The organism is Sphingomonas sp. (assembly GCF_051962185.1).
In the GTDB taxonomy this organism is placed as follows: Bacteria; Pseudomonadota; Alphaproteobacteria; order Sphingomonadales; family Sphingomonadaceae; genus Sphingomonas.
Genome location: NZ_JBQCCN010000139.1, coordinates 1 through 16,371, shown reverse-complemented (window position 1 = coordinate 16,371; position 16,371 = coordinate 1). Strand labels below are relative to the sequence as shown.

Sequence of the window (16,371 nt, the reverse complement as noted above, 5' to 3'; positions counted from 1 at the left end):
TCATCGGCCTTCATCGCGGATGAACCCCGCCATGCGCTTCTTCTCCGACAATGCCGCCCCGGCCTGCCCCGCCGTGATCGACGCGATCGCCGCCGCCAACGTCCTCGACACCGCTTATGACGGAGACCGCTGGTCGAAACAGCTCAACGGGCGGTTCTCCGACCTGTTCGGCACCCAGGTCGACGTGCTGTGGACGCCGTCGGGCACTTCGGCCAATTGCCTCGCGCTGGCTGCGCTGTGCCAGCCGCACGGCGCGGTGATCTGCCACCGCGAAGCGCACATCAACAATGACGAGGCCGGGGCGCCGGGCTTTTACCTCCTTGGGGCGAAGCTGCTGCTGGCCGAGGGACCCGGCGCCAAGGTGACGCCGAAGGCGGTCGAGGGCGTGCTCGCCGGCATCCGCAACGACGTCCATCAGGTCCAGGCGCATGCGCTGTCGATCACCAACGCGACCGAATACGGCCTGACCTACACGCCCGACGAGGTCGCGGCGCTGGGCGATCTCGCCAAGGCGCGCGGGCTCGGCTTTCACATGGACGGCGCACGCTTCGCCAATGCCGTGGTGCATTCGGGCGCAGACCTCGCCGACCTGACCTGGCGCGCCGGGGTCGATGCGCTGAGCTTCGGCTTCATCAAGAATGGCGGAATGACCGCCGACGCGCTGGTGTTCTTCAAGCCCGAGTTGGCGGCCGCAAGCCATTATCGCCGCAAGCGCGCGGGGTTGCTGGCGTCGAAGGGCCGTTTTCTCGCCGCGCAGATCCTGGCGATGCTCGACAACGACGTGTGGCGGGCCAACGCCCGCGCCTCGAATGCCGGCGCGGCGTTGCTCGCGCGCGCGGCGGGCGACCGTCTGGTCTATCCGGTAGAGGCCAACGAGGTGTTCCTGCGCGCGACGCCCGAGGAAGCGGCGAGTCTCCGCGCCCTGGGCTTCGACTTCTACGACTGGGCGCCGGGCGAAGTGCGGCTGGTGACGTGCTGGGACCAGGCCGAGGACGCGATCCGCCCGCTGGCCGACGCGATCGCGGCGTTGCCGTAAATTCTCTCCGCTAACTTTCCTCCCCCGCTCGCGGGAGAGGGTACTCCTCGGGTCCATAGGCCCAGCTTGTCACCGCACAAGCACAAGCCGGGTTGTTGCTGCCGCCTACCGGAGTAGAGCGGGCGCGTGCTCCAGCCGCCCGACATCAAGCCCCGCTCCACCACGCTCGCCGTGCTGGTGCCGTTCGGCATCGTCACGCTGATCTGGGGATCGACCTGGCTGGTGATCCGCGACCAATTGGCGGTCGTGCCGCCGAGCTGGTCGGTGACCTATCGCTTCCTCGTCGCCGGCATCTGCATGGCCGGATGGGCGGTATGGCGGCGAGACAGCTGGCGGATGGGCGTGCGCGGCTTCGCCTTCTCCGCGGTGCTGGGGCTGATGCAATTCTGCCTCAATTTCAATTTCGTCTATCGCGCGGAGGAACATGTCACCTCGGGCCTGGTCTCGGTCGTGTTCGCGATGCTGCTGATTCCCAACGCGCTGTTCGGGCGAATCTTCCTCGGCCAGAAGCTGGGGCGTCAGCTGATGATCGGCTCGGCCGTCGCGATGGCCGGCGTGGTCCTGCTGTTCGTGCGCGAGGCGCAGGTCGATCCGCATGGGCCGGGCCAGGTGCTCGCCGGGATCGGCTTCACGTTGTGCGCGATCCTGTCAGCCTCGACCGCCAACGTCATGCAGGCGACCCCGACCGCCGCCAGATACCCGATGGGCACGATGCTGGCGGTGGCGATGCTGGTCGGCGCCGCGCTCGACGCGCTGTTCGCCTATGCGACCGTCGGCCCCCCGGTGATCGAGCATCGCGCGGTCTATCTGCTCGGTATTCTCTATCTCGGCGTGTTCGCCTCGGCGCTCGCCTTCCCGCTCTATTTCGGCGTGCTGCGCGCGATCGGCCCGGCCAAGGCGGCCTATTCGAGCGTGATCGTCCCGGTCATCGCGATGATGCTGTCGACCCTGTTCGAGGGCTATCGCTGGTCGGGCCTGGCGATCGGCGGCGCCGCGCTCGCCGCGTTCGGGCTGATCATCGCGCTCAAGGCGCGCAGGCCCAACCGGTAATCGGCATAGGCCGGCCGCCAGCCGAGCGCCCGCTTCGCCTTGAGGTTCGAGACGCGCCGGTTCTCGGCATGAAAGGCACGCGCCTCCGGCGTCAGCGTATCGAGCGGCACGATCGATGGCGGCGCAATGCCGAGCAACGACGCCGCGAACTCGATTACCCTATCCTGGCTCGCCGGCAGGTCGTCGGCGAGATTGTACGCCCCCGGCGGCGCCTCGAATCCGGCGAGCACGCCCGCGGCAAGATCGTCGACATGGATGCGGCTGAACACTTGCCCGGTGATGCCGGTGCGATGCGCGCGCCCCGCCCGCACGCGGTCGAGCGGCGATCGGCCGGGCCCGTAGATGCCGGGCAGCCTGAACACGCGCGCGCCCAACGACAGCCAGTCGGCATCGGCGCGATTGCGCGCCTCGCGCCGTCCGCGGATCGGCGCGCTTTCGTCGACCCAGGCACCGCCGGCATCGCCATAGACGCCGGTCGAGGACAGATAGCCGAGCCATTTACCGCCGTCCGCCAGCGCCGCCCCGTAGCGCGCGAGCACCGGGTCGACCTCGCCCGGCGGCACCGAGGACAGGATGTGCGTCGCCTGATCGATCGCCGCGATCACGCGCTCGCGGTCATCGAAATCGAGGTTGCCTGCGCTTCCCGTCGCGGCGATCTCCCACCCGTCGAGCCGGGTGGCGATGGCGCTCGCCGCATAGCCTAGCCCGAAGATCAGGATCCTGGCCAAGGCGCTCAGCCGCGAACCGGCCGGCGTCGGGTGGAGCGGGCATATCCGGAAGAGCGTATCGACGGCATATCCGCCGCGATACGCTCGTCCGGTTCGTTTTAGAAAGCGGTTATTCCATTGGGCGTGCCGAGCCCGGTGGGCCCGTCATAGCCCGCGCGCGCGGTGCAGAAATACGTCCCGCCGCAACTGCCGTTGCTGCCCGACGTCACGTCGTACAGCGCGCCGGTGTGCGCATAGGGATCGCTGCCGTAATTCACCGCGGCGCCGTTCACCCCGTAGATGCCGCCGATCAGCGGCGCGGCGACGCTGGTGCCGCCGAACACCAGCCAGGCCGGCTTGCCGCCATTGCCGGGTCCATAGACCGCGACGCCGGTCGCCGGGTCGGCGACGGCCGAGACATCGGCCTCCATCCGCATCGCGCAGCCGCCGTCGAGCTGCCAGCTCGGCTTGCTGTAGATCGTGCTGCAGCCGCTGCCGGCGCCGCTCCAGGCCGTTTCGCCCCAACCGCGCGCGCTGGTATTGCGCTTGAGCGATGTGCCGCCGACCGCGATGACGTGCGGCGAGGACGCGGGAAACTGCACGCCGTAACCATTGTCGCCGGAACTGACGGTGACCGCCACGCCGATATGGTCATAGGCCGATTCATAGGCCTGCGATCCGCTCTCGCCGCCGCCGTAGCTGTTGCTGATGACGCGTGCGCCCAGCGACGCCGCGGTATTCACCGCCGCCGCCAGATCGGCGAAGCTCGCCGAATTGGCCTCGACCAGGATGATCTTGCACCCCGGGCACATCGCGCTGACCATGTCGAGATCGAGTGCGGTTTCCTGGGCCCAACCATTGTTCTGGCGCGGATAACTACCCTTCACGCCGGCCTGGTTGTATTTGGCGAAACAGCCGTTCCCGGTGGTGCAGGCGGGCAGGCCGAAGGTCGAGCGATAGGTCGCCAGATCGCTTTCGGCATTGGTGTAGCCATAAGCGTCCACGATCGCGACGGTGGTCGTGCTGCTGCCTTGACCGGTGATATTATAGGCCGCGCGCAGGTCGGCCGGCTTGAGCCCCGACGGCGTGACATTGGGCCCGGCGTCGCGCTCGATCGGCTTGCCCTTGTCGTCGGTGACGATCCGAGCGTGGCACCGCGCCGTCTCCGGGCCGACGGGGCCCGGGCAAACCGCCGCGTGATAGACGTTACCGGACTTCAGCAGGCCCTGGGCCGATTGTGCTTGAAGCAGGCTTGCCGGAACGCCGGCCATGAGTGCGAACGCCGCGATCGAAGCAGCAAGACGTTTCATGCCCCTCTCCTCATCGACACCATGTCGATAGCGCGTCAATCTTGCATGGCCGCCCCCGCCCGGCAATCGAATTAAATGCCTAAATGATTATATAACCATCGTTATATTTGGTTTCCTTGGCTATTCGCAATCGTCCGGCAAGACCTCCTCGGTATCCGACGACCAAACCAAATATCCCTCTGGCCCCACGCGACCGTTCCGCCCTATTTCGCACCGACGCCACCGAAATAGCCGCCGAAATAATCGGCCTTGTTCCAGCGCGGCCGGTCATCGTTATCGGCGATCTCTCGCGCGATCGTGTAATTGACCGTCACGAAGCGCACGCCCTGCGCCCAGTCGAGCGGCTGGGAAAGGTCATCCGACGGCCGGTGATAATGATTGGCCATGAAATCGGCCCACGCGGCCTTGCCCGGCCCCTTTTCGCCCGGCCACAGGAAAACCGAGGGAATGCCCTTCTGGACGAAGCGGAAATGGTCGGAACGGACGAAGATGCCTTCCTCCGGCATCGGGTCGGGCGACATGGACACCCCGACCGAGGCGACCGCGCGCTCGACGATCGGGCCCAGCGTGGAGCGCGGCGCGCCGAACACCACCATGTCCTCGAACGGATAGGTGATCAGCGGCATGTCGAGATTGACGTCGGCGACGATCGACTTGAGCGGGACGGTCGGGTTGTTGGCGAAATAGTCGGAGCCGACCAGCCCCTTTTCCTCGGCGGTCACCGCCAGGAACATGACGGTCCGGCGCGGCGGCTTGCCCGAGGCGGCGAAACGCTTGGCTTCCTCGATCAAGCTGGCGATGCCGATGGCATTGTCCTCGGCGCCGTTGTTGATCGTATCGCCGGTCTTGTCGGGCCGGCCAACGCCGATATGGTCGAGATGCGCCGACAGGATGACGACCTGGTCCTTGAGCGCGGGGTCGCTGCCCGGGATGACGCCGATCACGTTCGACGACGGCATCGGCCGGGTCTCGGTCTTGATCGCAACCGACAGGCTGCCCTTGAGCACGACCGGCTTGAAGACGGCATTGTCGCTGTCCGCCGCCTTGCGCACCTGATCCCAGCTCGTCGTCGCGCCGGCGAACATCCTGGCTGCGGCAGTGGCCGACACGGTGCCGAGTACGGGAACGCCGTCGGCGCCGCCGGTCGCCTTGCCGGTGGACCAGGTCACGCGCTCGCGGTCCCACAGCCGCGCCAGCGCGGACACCGGGAAGCTGGCGCGACCGATGCGCGGGCTTTCGATCTGAATGGCACCAATGGCGCCATGCTCGGCGGCGATCCGCGCCTTGGTCGCCGCGCCCGAGAAGAAGGCGCGTTCCTCGCCGTCGTAATTGGTCGGCGCGCCGCCGACGAAGGCGACGATCTTTCCCTTCACGTCGACGCCACGATAATCGTCGCGCTTATAATCGGGCGCGACGATGCCGTAGCCGACGAACACGATCGGCGCCGTCAGGGTGGTTTCCGCCTTGGCCGCGTTGGGCGAAGGCACGAAATCCTGGCCGAACACCAGGGTCTGCGGCTGGCCGCCGGCCGGCGTCCAGACGAAATTGCCCTTGTCGGCGAGCTTGTAGCCGATCAGCGGCACGTGCTGCAGATAGCCGCCCTCGTCGCCGGCGGGGCGCAAGCCGGCGGCGTAGAATTGCGCCGCGACATATTGCGCGGCGATATCGAATTCATGGCTCCCCGCCTCGCGCCCGCGCATCGCGTCGGACGCCAGGAACATGACGTGCGCTATCATCGCCGCCTGATCGGCGGGGAGCGTTGCGTTGACCCGCGCGTTGATCGATGCCGCGCTTTCCTTCTGGGGAGCGATCGGCTCGATCGGAACGGCCCCATCGGTCTGCGCAACCGCGGTCCCGGCGGCGAGCATCAATGCGGCTGCGCCGATCAGTCTGAACATGGCTTTCCTCTTGGCTGTCCCGGTCACGGGGCTTAGGGTCCGAACTCGGCCACCGCAACCGCTGTGACGGAGCGAATTTTGGTGCGCAGGTAGGACCGAGGAGAGAGCGATGCCAAAGCATCGTGATCGACGAGCGACGCCCCTGTGCGCCAAAAGGTGCCCGCCGCGAAGCGGTCGTCCGGAGAGCGGCGCTGGTCTTCGTCGCTTGCTAGCGCGTAGCTTTGGCTACGCGACTGCGCCGCGCTCCTTGCCAGCGCCGCTCTCCGGGCGATCACTGCCGTTGCGGTGGCCGAGCTCGGGCCCTAGCAGACCGGATAAGGTTGGCAATCGCGTCTTGTGCGAGTGATACAGCCATAACGTAGAACCGCACGGAAACCACATGATCGACGCCCAATCCGCCCTCGCCAATCCATCGGTCACGCGTCGCGAGGACTATCAGGCGCCCGATTGGCTGGTTCCGGACATCGCGCTCGATGTCGATCTCGATCCAGCCACCACGCGGGTGAGGGCGGCACTCGACGTGACGCGCAACGGCGATCACGATCGGCCGCTCCGGCTCGATGGCGGCGGCTTCTCGCCGCTTTCGGTCAGTGTCGACGGCAATCCGCACAACGACTGGCGGATGGAAGACGACCAACTGGTCATCGACCTGCCGACCGGCCGGCATCGTGTCGAGACCGAGGTCGAGATCCATCCCGATCGCAACACCCAATTGATGGGCCTCTACGCGTCCGGCGGAAACCTCTGCACGCAGTGCGAGGCGGAAGGCTTCCGCCGTATCACGTTCTTCCCCGACCGGCCGGACGTGCTGGCGCGCTATTCGGTGAAGATGACCGCCGACAAGAAACGCTTTCCGATCCTGCTCGCCAATGGCGATCCGATCGCCTCGGGCGATTTGGGCGACGGCCGCCATTGGGCCGAGTGGCGCGATCCCTTCCCCAAGCCGAGCTACCTATTCGCGATGGTCGCGGGCGATCTCGCCGCCAATCGCGCGACCTTCACCACCATGTCGGGGCGCACGGTCGAGCTCGGCATCTGGGTGCGCAAGGCCGATCTGGCGAAGACCGAGCACGCGCTCCACGCGCTCCAGCTGGCGATGGCCTGGGACGAGCAGGTCTATGGCCGCGAATACGATCTCGACGTGTTCAACATCGTCGCGGTCGACGATTTCAATTTCGGCGCGATGGAGAACAAGGGGCTGAACATCTTCAACAGTCGCTATATCCTGGCCGATCCCGACACCGCGACCGATTACGATTACGACGCGATCGCCGCGGTCGTCGCGCACGAATATTTCCACAATTGGTCGGGCAATCGCGTCACCTGCCGCGACTGGTTCCAACTGAGCCTCAAGGAAGGCTTCACCGTCTTTCGCGACCAGAGCTTCTCCGCCGACCAGGGATCGGCGGCGGTCAAGCGAATCGAGGATGTGCGCAGCCTGCGCGCGAGCCAGTTTCCCGAAGACAATGGCCCGCTCGCCCACCCCGTGCGCCCCGAAAGCTATATCGAGATCTCGAACTTCTATACCGCGACGATCTACAACAAGGGCGCCGAGCTGATCCGGATGATGGCGACGATCCTGGGCAAGGATCGCTTCCGCACCGCGACCGACCTCTATTTCGACCGGTTCGACGGGACCGCGGCGACCTGCGAGGATTTCGTCCGCTGCATGGAGGAAGGCGGCCGGGCCGACTTCGCCCAGTTCCGCCGCTGGTATTCGCAAGCCGGCACGCCGCGCGTCTCCGCCGCGCTCGATCATGATGCAGGATCGGGCCGCGCCACCTTGCGCCTGGCCCAGCGCACGCCGCCGACTCCCGGGCAGGCGGACAAGCAGCCGATGGTCCTGCCGCTCAAGATCAAATTGTTCGGCGGCGCGACCGGCGCGGCGCTTGGCGAGGAGCAGCTCTATCTGCTCGACCAGCCGGAGAGCGAGATCGTGTTCGAGGGCGTGAGCGAGGCGCCGGTGCTGTCGATCAATCGCGGCTTCTCCGCCCCGGTGATCGTCGAGAGCGACCGATCCGCCGCCGACCTCGCCTTCCTGTCGGCGCACGACGACGATCCGTTCGCCCGCTACGAGGCGATGCAGCAATTGATGCTCGATACCCTGGTGACCGCGACCGAGCTCGGCCGCGCCGATCATGGCCCGGTGATCGAGGCGGTGCGCCGCACGCTCGAGGATCCCGCGCTCGATCACGCCTTCGTCGCCGAGGCGGTGCTGCTGCCGTCGGACAGCTTCATCGGCGACCAGTTCGAGACGGTCGATCCCGAGGCGGTGTTCCGTGCCCGCGAGGCGTTGCGCCGCGATCTCGGCAAGACGCTCGCGCCGCTGTGGCGCCAGGCCTATGCCGACGCCTCGACCGACGCGCCGTTCGTCTATTCGCCGGCGGCCAAGGCCGATCGCCGGATGCGCACCGTGGCGCTCGGCTATATCGCCGCCTCGGGCGCCGAGGACGCCTTCGACGTCGCCTTTGCGCAATTCGAGAAGGCGGACAACATGACCGACCGCATGGGGGCGCTGACCACGCTCGCCAGCGGCAATTCGGACAAGCGCGTCGCGGCGCTCGACATCTTCTACAATCGCTATTCGACCGACGCGCTGGTGCTCGACAAATGGTTCCAGACCCAGGCCCTGTCGGCACGCGACGATACGCCGGCGGTGGTGGAGGAACTGGCACGGCACCCCGATTTCACCTTGGCCAATCCCAATCGCGCGCGCTCGCTGATCGGGGCGTTCAGCGTCAACCAGCGTGCGTTCCACGCCGCGGGCGGGGCCGGCTATCGCTTCCTGGCCGACAATCTGATCGCGCTCGATCGCCTCAACCCGCAGACCGCGGCGAAACTGCTGCCACCGCTCGGCCGCTGGCGGCGGTTCGACGAGACCCGCGCCGCGCTGATGAAAGCGGAACTCGAACGCATCCTCGCGGTGCCCGGGTTGAGCAAGGATCTGTTCGAGCAGGCGTCGAAGAGCCTGGAGGGTTAGTCCGATCGACGACGCCAAGCCCCTGCGCGACCCCGCGAAAAAGAAGGCGCTGAGCTACGCTCGCGATCGCCGCAACACCTATGGCGAGAACGAAAAGGCGGCGCGCAAGGCGATCCCCGCGCGCAAGGCGGGGGAAAGTCGTAAATCGCGACGCAAGGCGGCGCATGCGCTCAAGGTGATCGAACGGATCGGAGAGACGCAAGCAGCCCTCGCGGAGAGTTCCCTTACGCACGATATCGAGCGTGTGGGCGGTTGGACGAAGGCTCCCGACACGGCATTAGGAGAGGTTTTGCAGCGCAAGGCCAAAGCACGGGTCGCGCGTGTGGGCAGAAAAGCGCGTACGTCCTCTTCGTCGAGTCGATCGATCGCCCCGGAGGTAGTCGCTGAGTTCACCAGCCTCCTGTCCAACCAGGATAATCTGTCGCACAGGCGTCGCTGGCGCGAGTTACGCAGGTTGCTGAAGGCAAGGCGCCGCGGCCTCGACTAGTATCGAGCCCCGCCAGGTTAAGGGCACCCCGAGCCGGTTGCTTCGTTGTGACCGGCATGGCCGACCCGCAAATCCAGGCGCGCAGGACGCAGGAAAAGATCAAGCAATCGGCGGTCGCGCTCAAGGAAAGCGCGACTCAACAGCTCGATAGCGCCGACCGGCGCACCGAGCTTGCCGCCGATCGCACGATCTTCGCCGCCGAGCGGACCTATGCCGCCTGGGTGCGTACCGGCTTGGCGGCACTAGCCTCGGGCATCGGCGCCCGCGCGTTGCTCGATGGCATCGTCACCGCCTGGCTGATCCGGTCGACCGGCGCGATGCTCGAGCTGTTCGCGGGCTTCTGCTTCGTCGCGGCGGTGTGGCGCGAGATGTGGCCGAGCGTGCAACCGCCGAAGCCCCGCGCGCGGCGGATGCCAGCGGCACTGTTGATCGCGATCAACGGATTCCTGGTGCTGGTGACGCTGGCCGCGTTCGTCGGGGTGGTGGCGGCGCGGTAGAGTTGTTCGTATCCCTCTCCCCTTGCGGGAGTTCGGGGTCGGCCATGCCCCCCCGGCATGGCCTCAACAGCGCGGGGGACTGTTTACCTCGAGTTCCCGTCAAGGGAGAGGATCTCCGATCGCTTCACGCAGCGACAACGCGTTGAGCGTCGCCGCGCCGGTCATCGTGTTGTCGAAGATCGCCCAGCCGTCGGCCGCTATGCGGCGCAACTCGGTTGCGAGGCGCTCGATATCCCCCGCGTCATAAGCCGATCGATACATTTGCGGCGATCCATGCCATCGCGAGTACCGCAGGCCGAGCCATCCGCCCGGCTGATCTGCCCCGGGGGTGGGCGCCGGGTCGGCCGCGACGCGAGCGACCCGATACCGGGCCAGAAGCTCGTCAGCCTCGCGCGCGAACCAACTGCGATGGCGCGGCTCGCAGGCGGCATCGTTCGCCGTGCGGTCGCGAAGCAACGCGAAGAAATCGGTGGCGATCGCGGGTTCGAAGGCCAGACTGGGCGGCAACTGGATCAGGATCGGGCCCCGTTTCTTCCCCAAGCCATCCGTTTCTTCCAGAAAGCGAGCCAACGGCGCTTCGGCGGCGATGAGGCGGGCCTCGTGCGTGATCGTCCTGGGCAATTTCACCGCGAAGGCGAAATCGGCGGGCACGCTCGCCGCCCAGCGCTCGTAGGTCGAGCGGCGATGCGGCCGATAGAAAGTCGAATTGATCTCGGCCGCGTTGAAGACGGCGGCGTAGCGCTCGAGACCGCTGTCCGACACGGGGAACGCGTCCGCCGCGAGGCGCGGGATCGACCAGCCTGCCGTGCCGATCCGGACGGTCAGAACAACCGTCCTCCGTTCGGGACCGCCTCGCTCGGGCCGATCAGCACGACCTTGCCATCGGCGTCCGGAAACCCGAGCGTCAGCACCTCGGAACGCATCGGCCCGATCTGGCGCGGCGGGAAATTGACCACCGCCGCGACCTGCCGCCCGACAAGATCCTCGAGCGTGTAATGTTCGGTGATCTGCGCCGACGAGCGCTTGATGCCGATCGGCTCGCCGAAATCGATCGTAAGTTTGAACGCCGGCTTGCGCGCCTCGGGGAACGGATCGGCGGCGATGATCGTGCCGACGCGGATGTCGACCTTGAGGAAATCGTCGAAGGCGATCGTGTCGGCGGCCGGCGCCGCGCTGTCGTGCGTCACATGCATCAGAAATTCACGTCGTGATAATGCGGCGACGCCGGAATCCCCTCCATCCGCTCGCTCAGCAACGGCCGAAAGCTCGGGCGGCTCTTCATCCCGCCATACCAGCGCGCGGTCTGCTCGTGGTTCTTCCAGTCGATCCCGCCGAGATAATCGGCGACCGAAATCTGTGCGGCCGCCGCCAGGTCGGCGAGGCTGAGCGTCGCGCCGCCCATCCAATTGTGCCGGTCGAGCAGATAATCGGTGTAATCGAGATATTCGACCGCCGACTTCATCGCCTCGCGCAGCACGCGCGCGTCGGGGCTCGCCTTGGTGACGATGCGCTTCAAGACGCGCTCGCCGAGCAGGCGTTCGGTCACATCGCGGAAGAAGAAGGTGTCGAACCACGTCGCCAGCCGGCGGATCTCTGCCCGCTGGATCGCCGTGCCGTTGATCATCTGCGCCTTGTCGACCGTCTCTTCGAAATATTCGCAGATGACGAGCGAATCGATCAATCGGATATCGCGCTGCACGTCGGTGATCACCGGGGTCTGGCCGGCCGGGTTCATGTCGATGAACTCGTCGCGCCGCTCCCAGGGGTTCTCGCGCACCAACGTATAGCCGACCCCCTTTTCCCCGAGCAGCAGCCGGACCTTGCGCGAGAACGGACAGAGCGGGAATTGGAGGAGTTGCCACATTTCATTGCTGTTATAAGCTGCGGGCTGGCGGGGGAAGATGGCTTTGAGCGACTATTCGATCGATGATCGCTTCGAGACGGTAGCGATCACCTGGAGCCAGCCCGAAGCGGCGGTGATGCTGTCGATGTTCGCCTATTACGACATCCCGGCGTTCGCATTGGGAGGGCGCCATGTTTCGGCGCACGGGCCAATGGTGACCGCGCTTCAGGGTATCCACATCCGCGTCGCCGCGGCCGCCGCAGACGATGCGCTCGACCTGCTCGCCGATGTCGCCGAGCAACCCGCGGCGATCAGGCCCTATGCCCTGGCGTCGCCGGGCCTATACCGGCTCCTTGCCATCCTGGCGCTGGCGGCGACGCTGTTGACGCCGGTCGTGCTCGCCCTGGCCGATCCGCTCGACGAGAATGCGTTGGTATCGGTCATGCTGATGTCGCCGCTGTTGCTCGTGTTCAACGGCGCGCTGCCGCGCACCTCCTCGACCTTCTTCCTCGGCAATCGCGCCCGGCGGCCGGCCGAGACCTAACCGATCCGCGCGCCCATCCCTCCGTCGACCGGCAGCACCACGCCGGTCACGAACTTCGCTTCGTCCGACGCCAGGAACAGCGTCGCATCGGCCGTGTCCCAGGCATCGCCCATCCGCGCCAGCAACGGCACGCGCGCCGCGCGTTCGGCGCGCACCACTTCGCGGTCGAGCCCCCGGGCGCGAGCGATGCCGTCGATCGCCATCGGCGTGTCCATCAGCCCGGGGGCCACGGCGTTGACGCGAATGCCGTATTTGGCGTTGGCGAGCGCGGTCGACTGGGTCAGCCGGTTCACCGCCGCCTTCGACGTCTCGTAAGCGACCATTTGCCAGCCGGCGATACCGGCGAGCGACGAGATGCTGACGATCGCACCGCGTTGCCGCTCGCGCATGCCCGGGATCGCGGCGGCGATGCCATGAAGCACGCCCTTGAGATTGACCGACAGGATGCGATCGAACGCATCCTCGGCGACCTTGTGCGCGGGACCGTCATTGCCGCCGATCCCGACATTGTTGACCAGGATGTCGAGCGCACCCGCCGCCGCGACCGCCGCTTCGCAATCCGCGCGCCGGGTGACGTCGCAAGCGATCGCACGGGCGTCGCCTGCCTCGTCGCGGATCGCCGCCGCGGTTTCCTCGGCGCGGGCGAGGTCGCGGTCGGCGCACAGCACGCTCGCGCCTTCGCGGGCGAGCAGGGTGGCGATTGCCCGGCCATTGCCGATCGTCGCGCCGGGCGCCTGGCCCGCCCCCATTACCAACGCGACGCGCCCCGCCACCCGCCCGGTCATCGCGGAAAATCCGGATCGAGCATTTGCCCTTCGTCGAGTTGCACGCCGAAGCTGTTCAGGAACATCGACACCTGGGTGTATTGGCCGACGGTGAAGACGGCATCCATCCGCTGGCGCTCGCGCAATTCGCCGAGTCCCGCCCAGGTCGCGTCGCTGACGAAGAAATCGCGCACCAGATCGTCCGCGATGCGCAGCAGCGCACTGTCGGCCCTGCTCCAGCCCGGCGCATCGGGACCGCGCTTGATACGGTCGATCTCTTGCTGCGTCAGTCCCGATTGCAGCCCGATCCGCGTGTGCTGGACCCATTCATAGCCCGATCGGCACAGCCAGCCGGTACGGAGGATCAGCAACTCGCGCTCACGCGGCGCCAGCGAATTGCGATCGGACAAGATGTATCCGCCCCACAGGTTGAAGCGCTTCAGTGCCTTGGGCGCGCGGGCCATCGTACGGAAGATGTTGAGCACGCGCCCGCCGAACGGCGCGAGCAACTCGCGCTGCTCGTCGTCGAGCTCGCTATCGGTGAGCGGCGCCACGCGTGGCTGGCTGAGCCTCATCCATCCTCTCCTGCGTTTCGGGAGAGCGTAAACGATACCCACCATTCGACAAGCCCGGCAGCGGCGCCACCGGACGTGCCATACCCGACGTTCCGGGAAAATCAGTTGGGGTTGGCCGTTCCGAGCACGCGACGCACCCGGGCGGCGGTCGCCTGAAGCTCGTCCGACATCGCCGCCGCGGCCCTTGCCGTGCGGCCGGCGGTCGCCATGGTTTCCTTGGCATCGCGATGGATGTCGTCGCGATAATAAGGATTGCGGCGGGCCGCCATGCTGTCGAGCGTGTCGTTCGGGCGAATGTCCGAATTGGGCGCGATCGCCGCCATCGGGCCGACCCGCGTCTCCATCACCGCGTCGGTCAGCGCGTCGATCAGGCCGACCACGCCGTTCTGGACCATCGGGTTGTTGAGCGCGTTCGCTGCGGCGCGGGCGTCGAGCGGCGGCTGTTGCGGCGGCGGCGCATCGCGGTCGCGCGCGACGGCGGGAGTCGCGATCAGGGCGAGAACAGGAAGCAGGATATAGTTACGCATGGCACATCATCCGACAAAACTCGGTGAGTCGTCATAGCACCGATTGCCTGCCAACTCTACTCCGCCGCCTGAAGTTCCTCCCGGTCGTCGAGCGAATGGGGCAGCCGGTCGAGCATTTCCTTGGGCACGACTTGCCAGAACTTGCCGCGCGCGCGGTCCCAATCGTCGAGGATTCCCTGCGACCAGGCGCTGTCGGTCGCCGCCGCATGCGCGCGGACCAAATTCCTGAGCGTCGCTTCCCAATGCGCCGACGCCAGCCGTTGCCAGACGATCGAGTCGCCGTTCGCCCGCCGCTCGAAGCTGTTGCCCGCGTCATAGACGAACGCCATGCCACCGGTCATGCCCGCGCCGAAATTGGCGCCGACCGCGCCCAGCACCACCGCGACGCCGCCGGTCATGTACTCGCAGCCATTGGCGCCGCAGCCCTCGACCACCACGGTCGCGCCCGAATTCCTGACCGCGAAGCGCTCGCCGGCCTGGCCCGCCGCGAACAACCGCCCGCTGGTCGCGCCATAGAGCACGGTGTTGCCGACGATCGTGTTCTCCTGGCTCGCCAAGGGCGAGGAAACCACCGGGCGGACGATGATCGTGCCGCCCGACAGGCCCTTGCCGACATAGTCGTTGGCGTCGCCGAACACTTCGAGCGTGATGCCCTTGCACAGGAACGCGCCGAGGCTCTGTCCGGCCGAGCCGCGCAACCGCACGGTGACATGGCCGTCGGCGAGCTTGTCCATGCCGAAGGTGCGCGTGATCTCCGACGACAGCCGCGTGCCGACCGCGCGATGCGTGTTCCGCACCGAATAGGTGAGCTGCATCTTCTCGCCGCGCGAAAAGACGTGCGCGGCGTCCTTGATCATCTGCGCGTCGAGGCTGTCCGGCACCTCGTTGCGCCAAGTATCGAGGCTGAAGCGCCGCTGGCTCTCGTCGGCATCGACCTTGGCCAGGATCGGGTTCAAGTCGAGGTCGTCGAGATGTTCGGCGCCGCGGCTGACCTGGCGGAGCAATTCGGTGCGCCCGATCACCTCGTCGAGCGAGCGCACGCCCAGCCGCGCCAGGATGTCGCGTACTTCCTCGGCGATGAAAGTCATCAGGTTGATGACCTTTTCCGGCGAACCGGTGAACTTGTCGCGCAGCTTGGCATCCTGGGTGCAGACGCCGACCGGACAGGTGTTCGAATGGCATTGCCGCACCATGATGCAGCCCATCGCCACCAGGCTGAGCGTCCCGATGCCGAATTCCTCGGCGCCGAGGATCGCGGCGATGACGATGTCGCGCCCGGTCTTGAGCCCGCCATCGGTCCTGAGCTTCACGCGGCCGCGCAAGCTGTTGAGCGTCAGCGTCTGGTTGACTTCGGACAGGCCCATTTCCCACGGCGTGCCGGCATATTTGATGCTGGTCTGGGGCGAGGCGCCGGTGCCGCCGACATGGCCCGAGACCAGGATGACATCGGCATGAGCCTTGGCGACGCCGGCGGCGACCGTGCCGATCCCGGCCGAGCTCACCAGCTTCACGCACACCCGGGCGCGCGGATTGATCTGCTTCAGATCGTAGATGAGCTGCGCCAGATCCTCGATCGAATAGATGTCGTGATGCGGCGGCGGGCTGATCAACGTCACCCCAGGCGTGGCGTGGCGCAATTTGGCGATGAACTCGGTGACCTTGAAGCCGGGCAATTGCCCGCCCTCGCCGGGCTTGGCGCCCTGCGCGACCTTGATCTCGATCTCGTCGCAGGCGTTGAGATATTCGGCGGTCACGCCGAACCGGCCCGAGGCGATCTGCTTCACCCCGGAATTGGCGTTGTCGCCATTTTCGTACGGCTGATAGCGGACCTTGTCCTCGCCGCCCTCGCCCGACACCGCCTTGGCGCCGATCCGGTTCATCGCGATCGCCAGCGTCTCGTGCGCCTCGGGCGACAGCGCACCCAGGCTCATCCCCGGGGTGACGAAGCGCTTGCGGATCTCGGTGATCGGTTCGACCTGATCGACCGGCAGGCCCTCGTCGGGGAAATTGAACTGCAGCAGGTCGCGCAGATAGACCGGCGGCAGATCGGCGACCCCGCGCGAGAATTTCTGGTAGGTCGAATAACTGTCGGTCGCGACCGCGGTCTGCAGCAGATGCATCAGCTGCGCCGAATAGGCATGCGTCTCGCCGCC

Annotated in this window: 15 protein-coding genes; 5 read left to right on the top strand and 10 right to left on the bottom strand. The window is 66.8% G+C overall.

The features are described 5' to 3' along the window. Positions 1 to 31 precede the first annotated feature (31 nt). Both ACTHJR_RS08405 and ACTHJR_RS08400 read left to right on the top strand, forming a co-directional pair. Complete coding sequence (locus tag ACTHJR_RS08405; RefSeq protein ID WP_440522689.1) at positions 32 to 1,036, top strand: threonine aldolase family protein; 1,005 nt, start codon at positions 32 to 34, stop codon at positions 1,034 to 1,036. A 126-nt stretch (positions 1,037 to 1,162) separates the two neighbouring features. Then, positions 1,163 to 2,086, top strand: coding sequence for a DMT family transporter (locus ACTHJR_RS08400; protein ID WP_440522677.1), 924 nt, complete (start codon positions 1,163 to 1,165; stop codon positions 2,084 to 2,086). Here the strand turns inward: ACTHJR_RS08400 and ACTHJR_RS08395 are convergent. The 3 genes from ACTHJR_RS08395 to ACTHJR_RS08385 all read right to left on the bottom strand — a co-directional run bounded on the left by ACTHJR_RS08395 (position 1,996) and on the right by ACTHJR_RS08385 (position 6,001). Then, on the bottom strand, positions 1,996 to 2,814 hold the full coding sequence (locus ACTHJR_RS08395; RefSeq protein ID WP_440522676.1) for an NAD(P)-dependent oxidoreductase: 819 nt from the start codon (positions 2,812 to 2,814) through the stop codon (positions 1,996 to 1,998). The genes ACTHJR_RS08400 and ACTHJR_RS08395 overlap by 91 nt on opposite strands. A 98-nt stretch (positions 2,815 to 2,912) precedes the next feature. Beyond that, positions 2,913 to 4,103 (bottom strand): S53 family peptidase, encoded by a 1,191-nt coding sequence (locus ACTHJR_RS08390; protein ID WP_440522675.1) that lies wholly within the window; start codon positions 4,101 to 4,103, stop codon positions 2,913 to 2,915. Between the two features lie 203 nt (positions 4,104 to 4,306). Continuing rightward, positions 4,307 to 6,001, bottom strand: a complete 1,695-nt coding sequence (locus tag ACTHJR_RS08385; protein WP_440522674.1) for a M28 family metallopeptidase — start codon at positions 5,999 to 6,001, stop codon at positions 4,307 to 4,309. A gap of 379 nt (positions 6,002 to 6,380) precedes the next feature. Between ACTHJR_RS08385 and pepN the strand changes: the two genes are divergently transcribed. After that, positions 6,381 to 8,981 carry an aminopeptidase N gene (gene pepN, locus ACTHJR_RS08380; protein WP_440522673.1) on the top strand — a complete coding sequence of 867 codons (2,601 nt, stop codon included), beginning with the start codon at positions 6,381 to 6,383 and terminating at the stop codon, positions 8,979 to 8,981. A gap of 543 nt (positions 8,982 to 9,524) precedes the next feature. Then, on the top strand, positions 9,525 to 9,965 hold the full coding sequence (locus ACTHJR_RS08375) for a YidH family protein (protein WP_440522672.1): 441 nt from the start codon (positions 9,525 to 9,527) through the stop codon (positions 9,963 to 9,965). A gap of 99 nt (positions 9,966 to 10,064) precedes the next feature. Here ACTHJR_RS08375 and ACTHJR_RS08370 read toward each other — a convergent pair whose 3' ends face one another. The 3 genes from ACTHJR_RS08370 to ACTHJR_RS08360 are packed head-to-tail and all read right to left on the bottom strand — an operon-like array spanning position 10,065 to position 11,829. Further along, positions 10,065 to 10,727 (bottom strand): DUF72 domain-containing protein, encoded by a 663-nt coding sequence (locus ACTHJR_RS08370; protein WP_440522671.1) that lies wholly within the window; start codon positions 10,725 to 10,727, stop codon positions 10,065 to 10,067. Positions 10,728 to 10,786: 59 nt separating this feature from the next. Beyond that, positions 10,787 to 11,158, bottom strand: coding sequence for a tRNA-binding protein (locus tag ACTHJR_RS08365; RefSeq protein ID WP_440522670.1), 372 nt, complete (start codon positions 11,156 to 11,158; stop codon positions 10,787 to 10,789). After that, complete coding sequence (locus ACTHJR_RS08360) at positions 11,158 to 11,829, bottom strand: glutathione S-transferase family protein (protein ID WP_440522669.1); 672 nt, start codon at positions 11,827 to 11,829, stop codon at positions 11,158 to 11,160. Before ACTHJR_RS08360 ends, ACTHJR_RS08365 begins: the two co-directional genes overlap by 1 nt. 37 nt (positions 11,830 to 11,866) lie before the next feature. Here ACTHJR_RS08360 and ACTHJR_RS08355 point away from each other — a divergent pair, with 37 nt between their 5' ends. Further along, positions 11,867 to 12,352 (top strand): hypothetical protein, encoded by a 486-nt coding sequence (locus tag ACTHJR_RS08355; RefSeq protein WP_440522668.1) that lies wholly within the window; start codon positions 11,867 to 11,869, stop codon positions 12,350 to 12,352. Here ACTHJR_RS08355 and ACTHJR_RS08350 read toward each other — a convergent pair. The 4 genes from ACTHJR_RS08350 to ACTHJR_RS08335 form a co-directional block, all read right to left on the bottom strand. Next, positions 12,349 to 13,137, bottom strand: a complete 789-nt coding sequence (locus tag ACTHJR_RS08350; protein WP_440522667.1) for an SDR family NAD(P)-dependent oxidoreductase — start codon at positions 13,135 to 13,137, stop codon at positions 12,349 to 12,351. The two genes, ACTHJR_RS08355 and ACTHJR_RS08350, sit on opposite strands and share 4 nt — an antisense overlap. Beyond that, a complete protein-coding gene (locus tag ACTHJR_RS08345; RefSeq protein ID WP_440522666.1) occupies positions 13,134 to 13,691 on the bottom strand; it encodes a carboxymuconolactone decarboxylase family protein in 558 nt (185 codons plus the stop codon). The genes ACTHJR_RS08350 and ACTHJR_RS08345 overlap by 4 nt, the downstream gene beginning before the upstream one ends. A gap of 101 nt (positions 13,692 to 13,792) precedes the next feature. After that, the gene (locus tag ACTHJR_RS08340) at positions 13,793 to 14,218 is read right to left on the bottom strand and encodes a hypothetical protein (protein WP_440522665.1); all 426 of its coding nucleotides are present in this window, start codon (positions 14,216 to 14,218) and stop codon (positions 13,793 to 13,795) included. A 56-nt stretch (positions 14,219 to 14,274) separates the two neighbouring features. Next, positions 14,275 to 16,371, bottom strand: a 2,097-nt coding sequence (locus ACTHJR_RS08335) for a glutamate synthase-related protein (RefSeq protein ID WP_440522664.1), incomplete at its 5' end; no start/stop codon positions are given.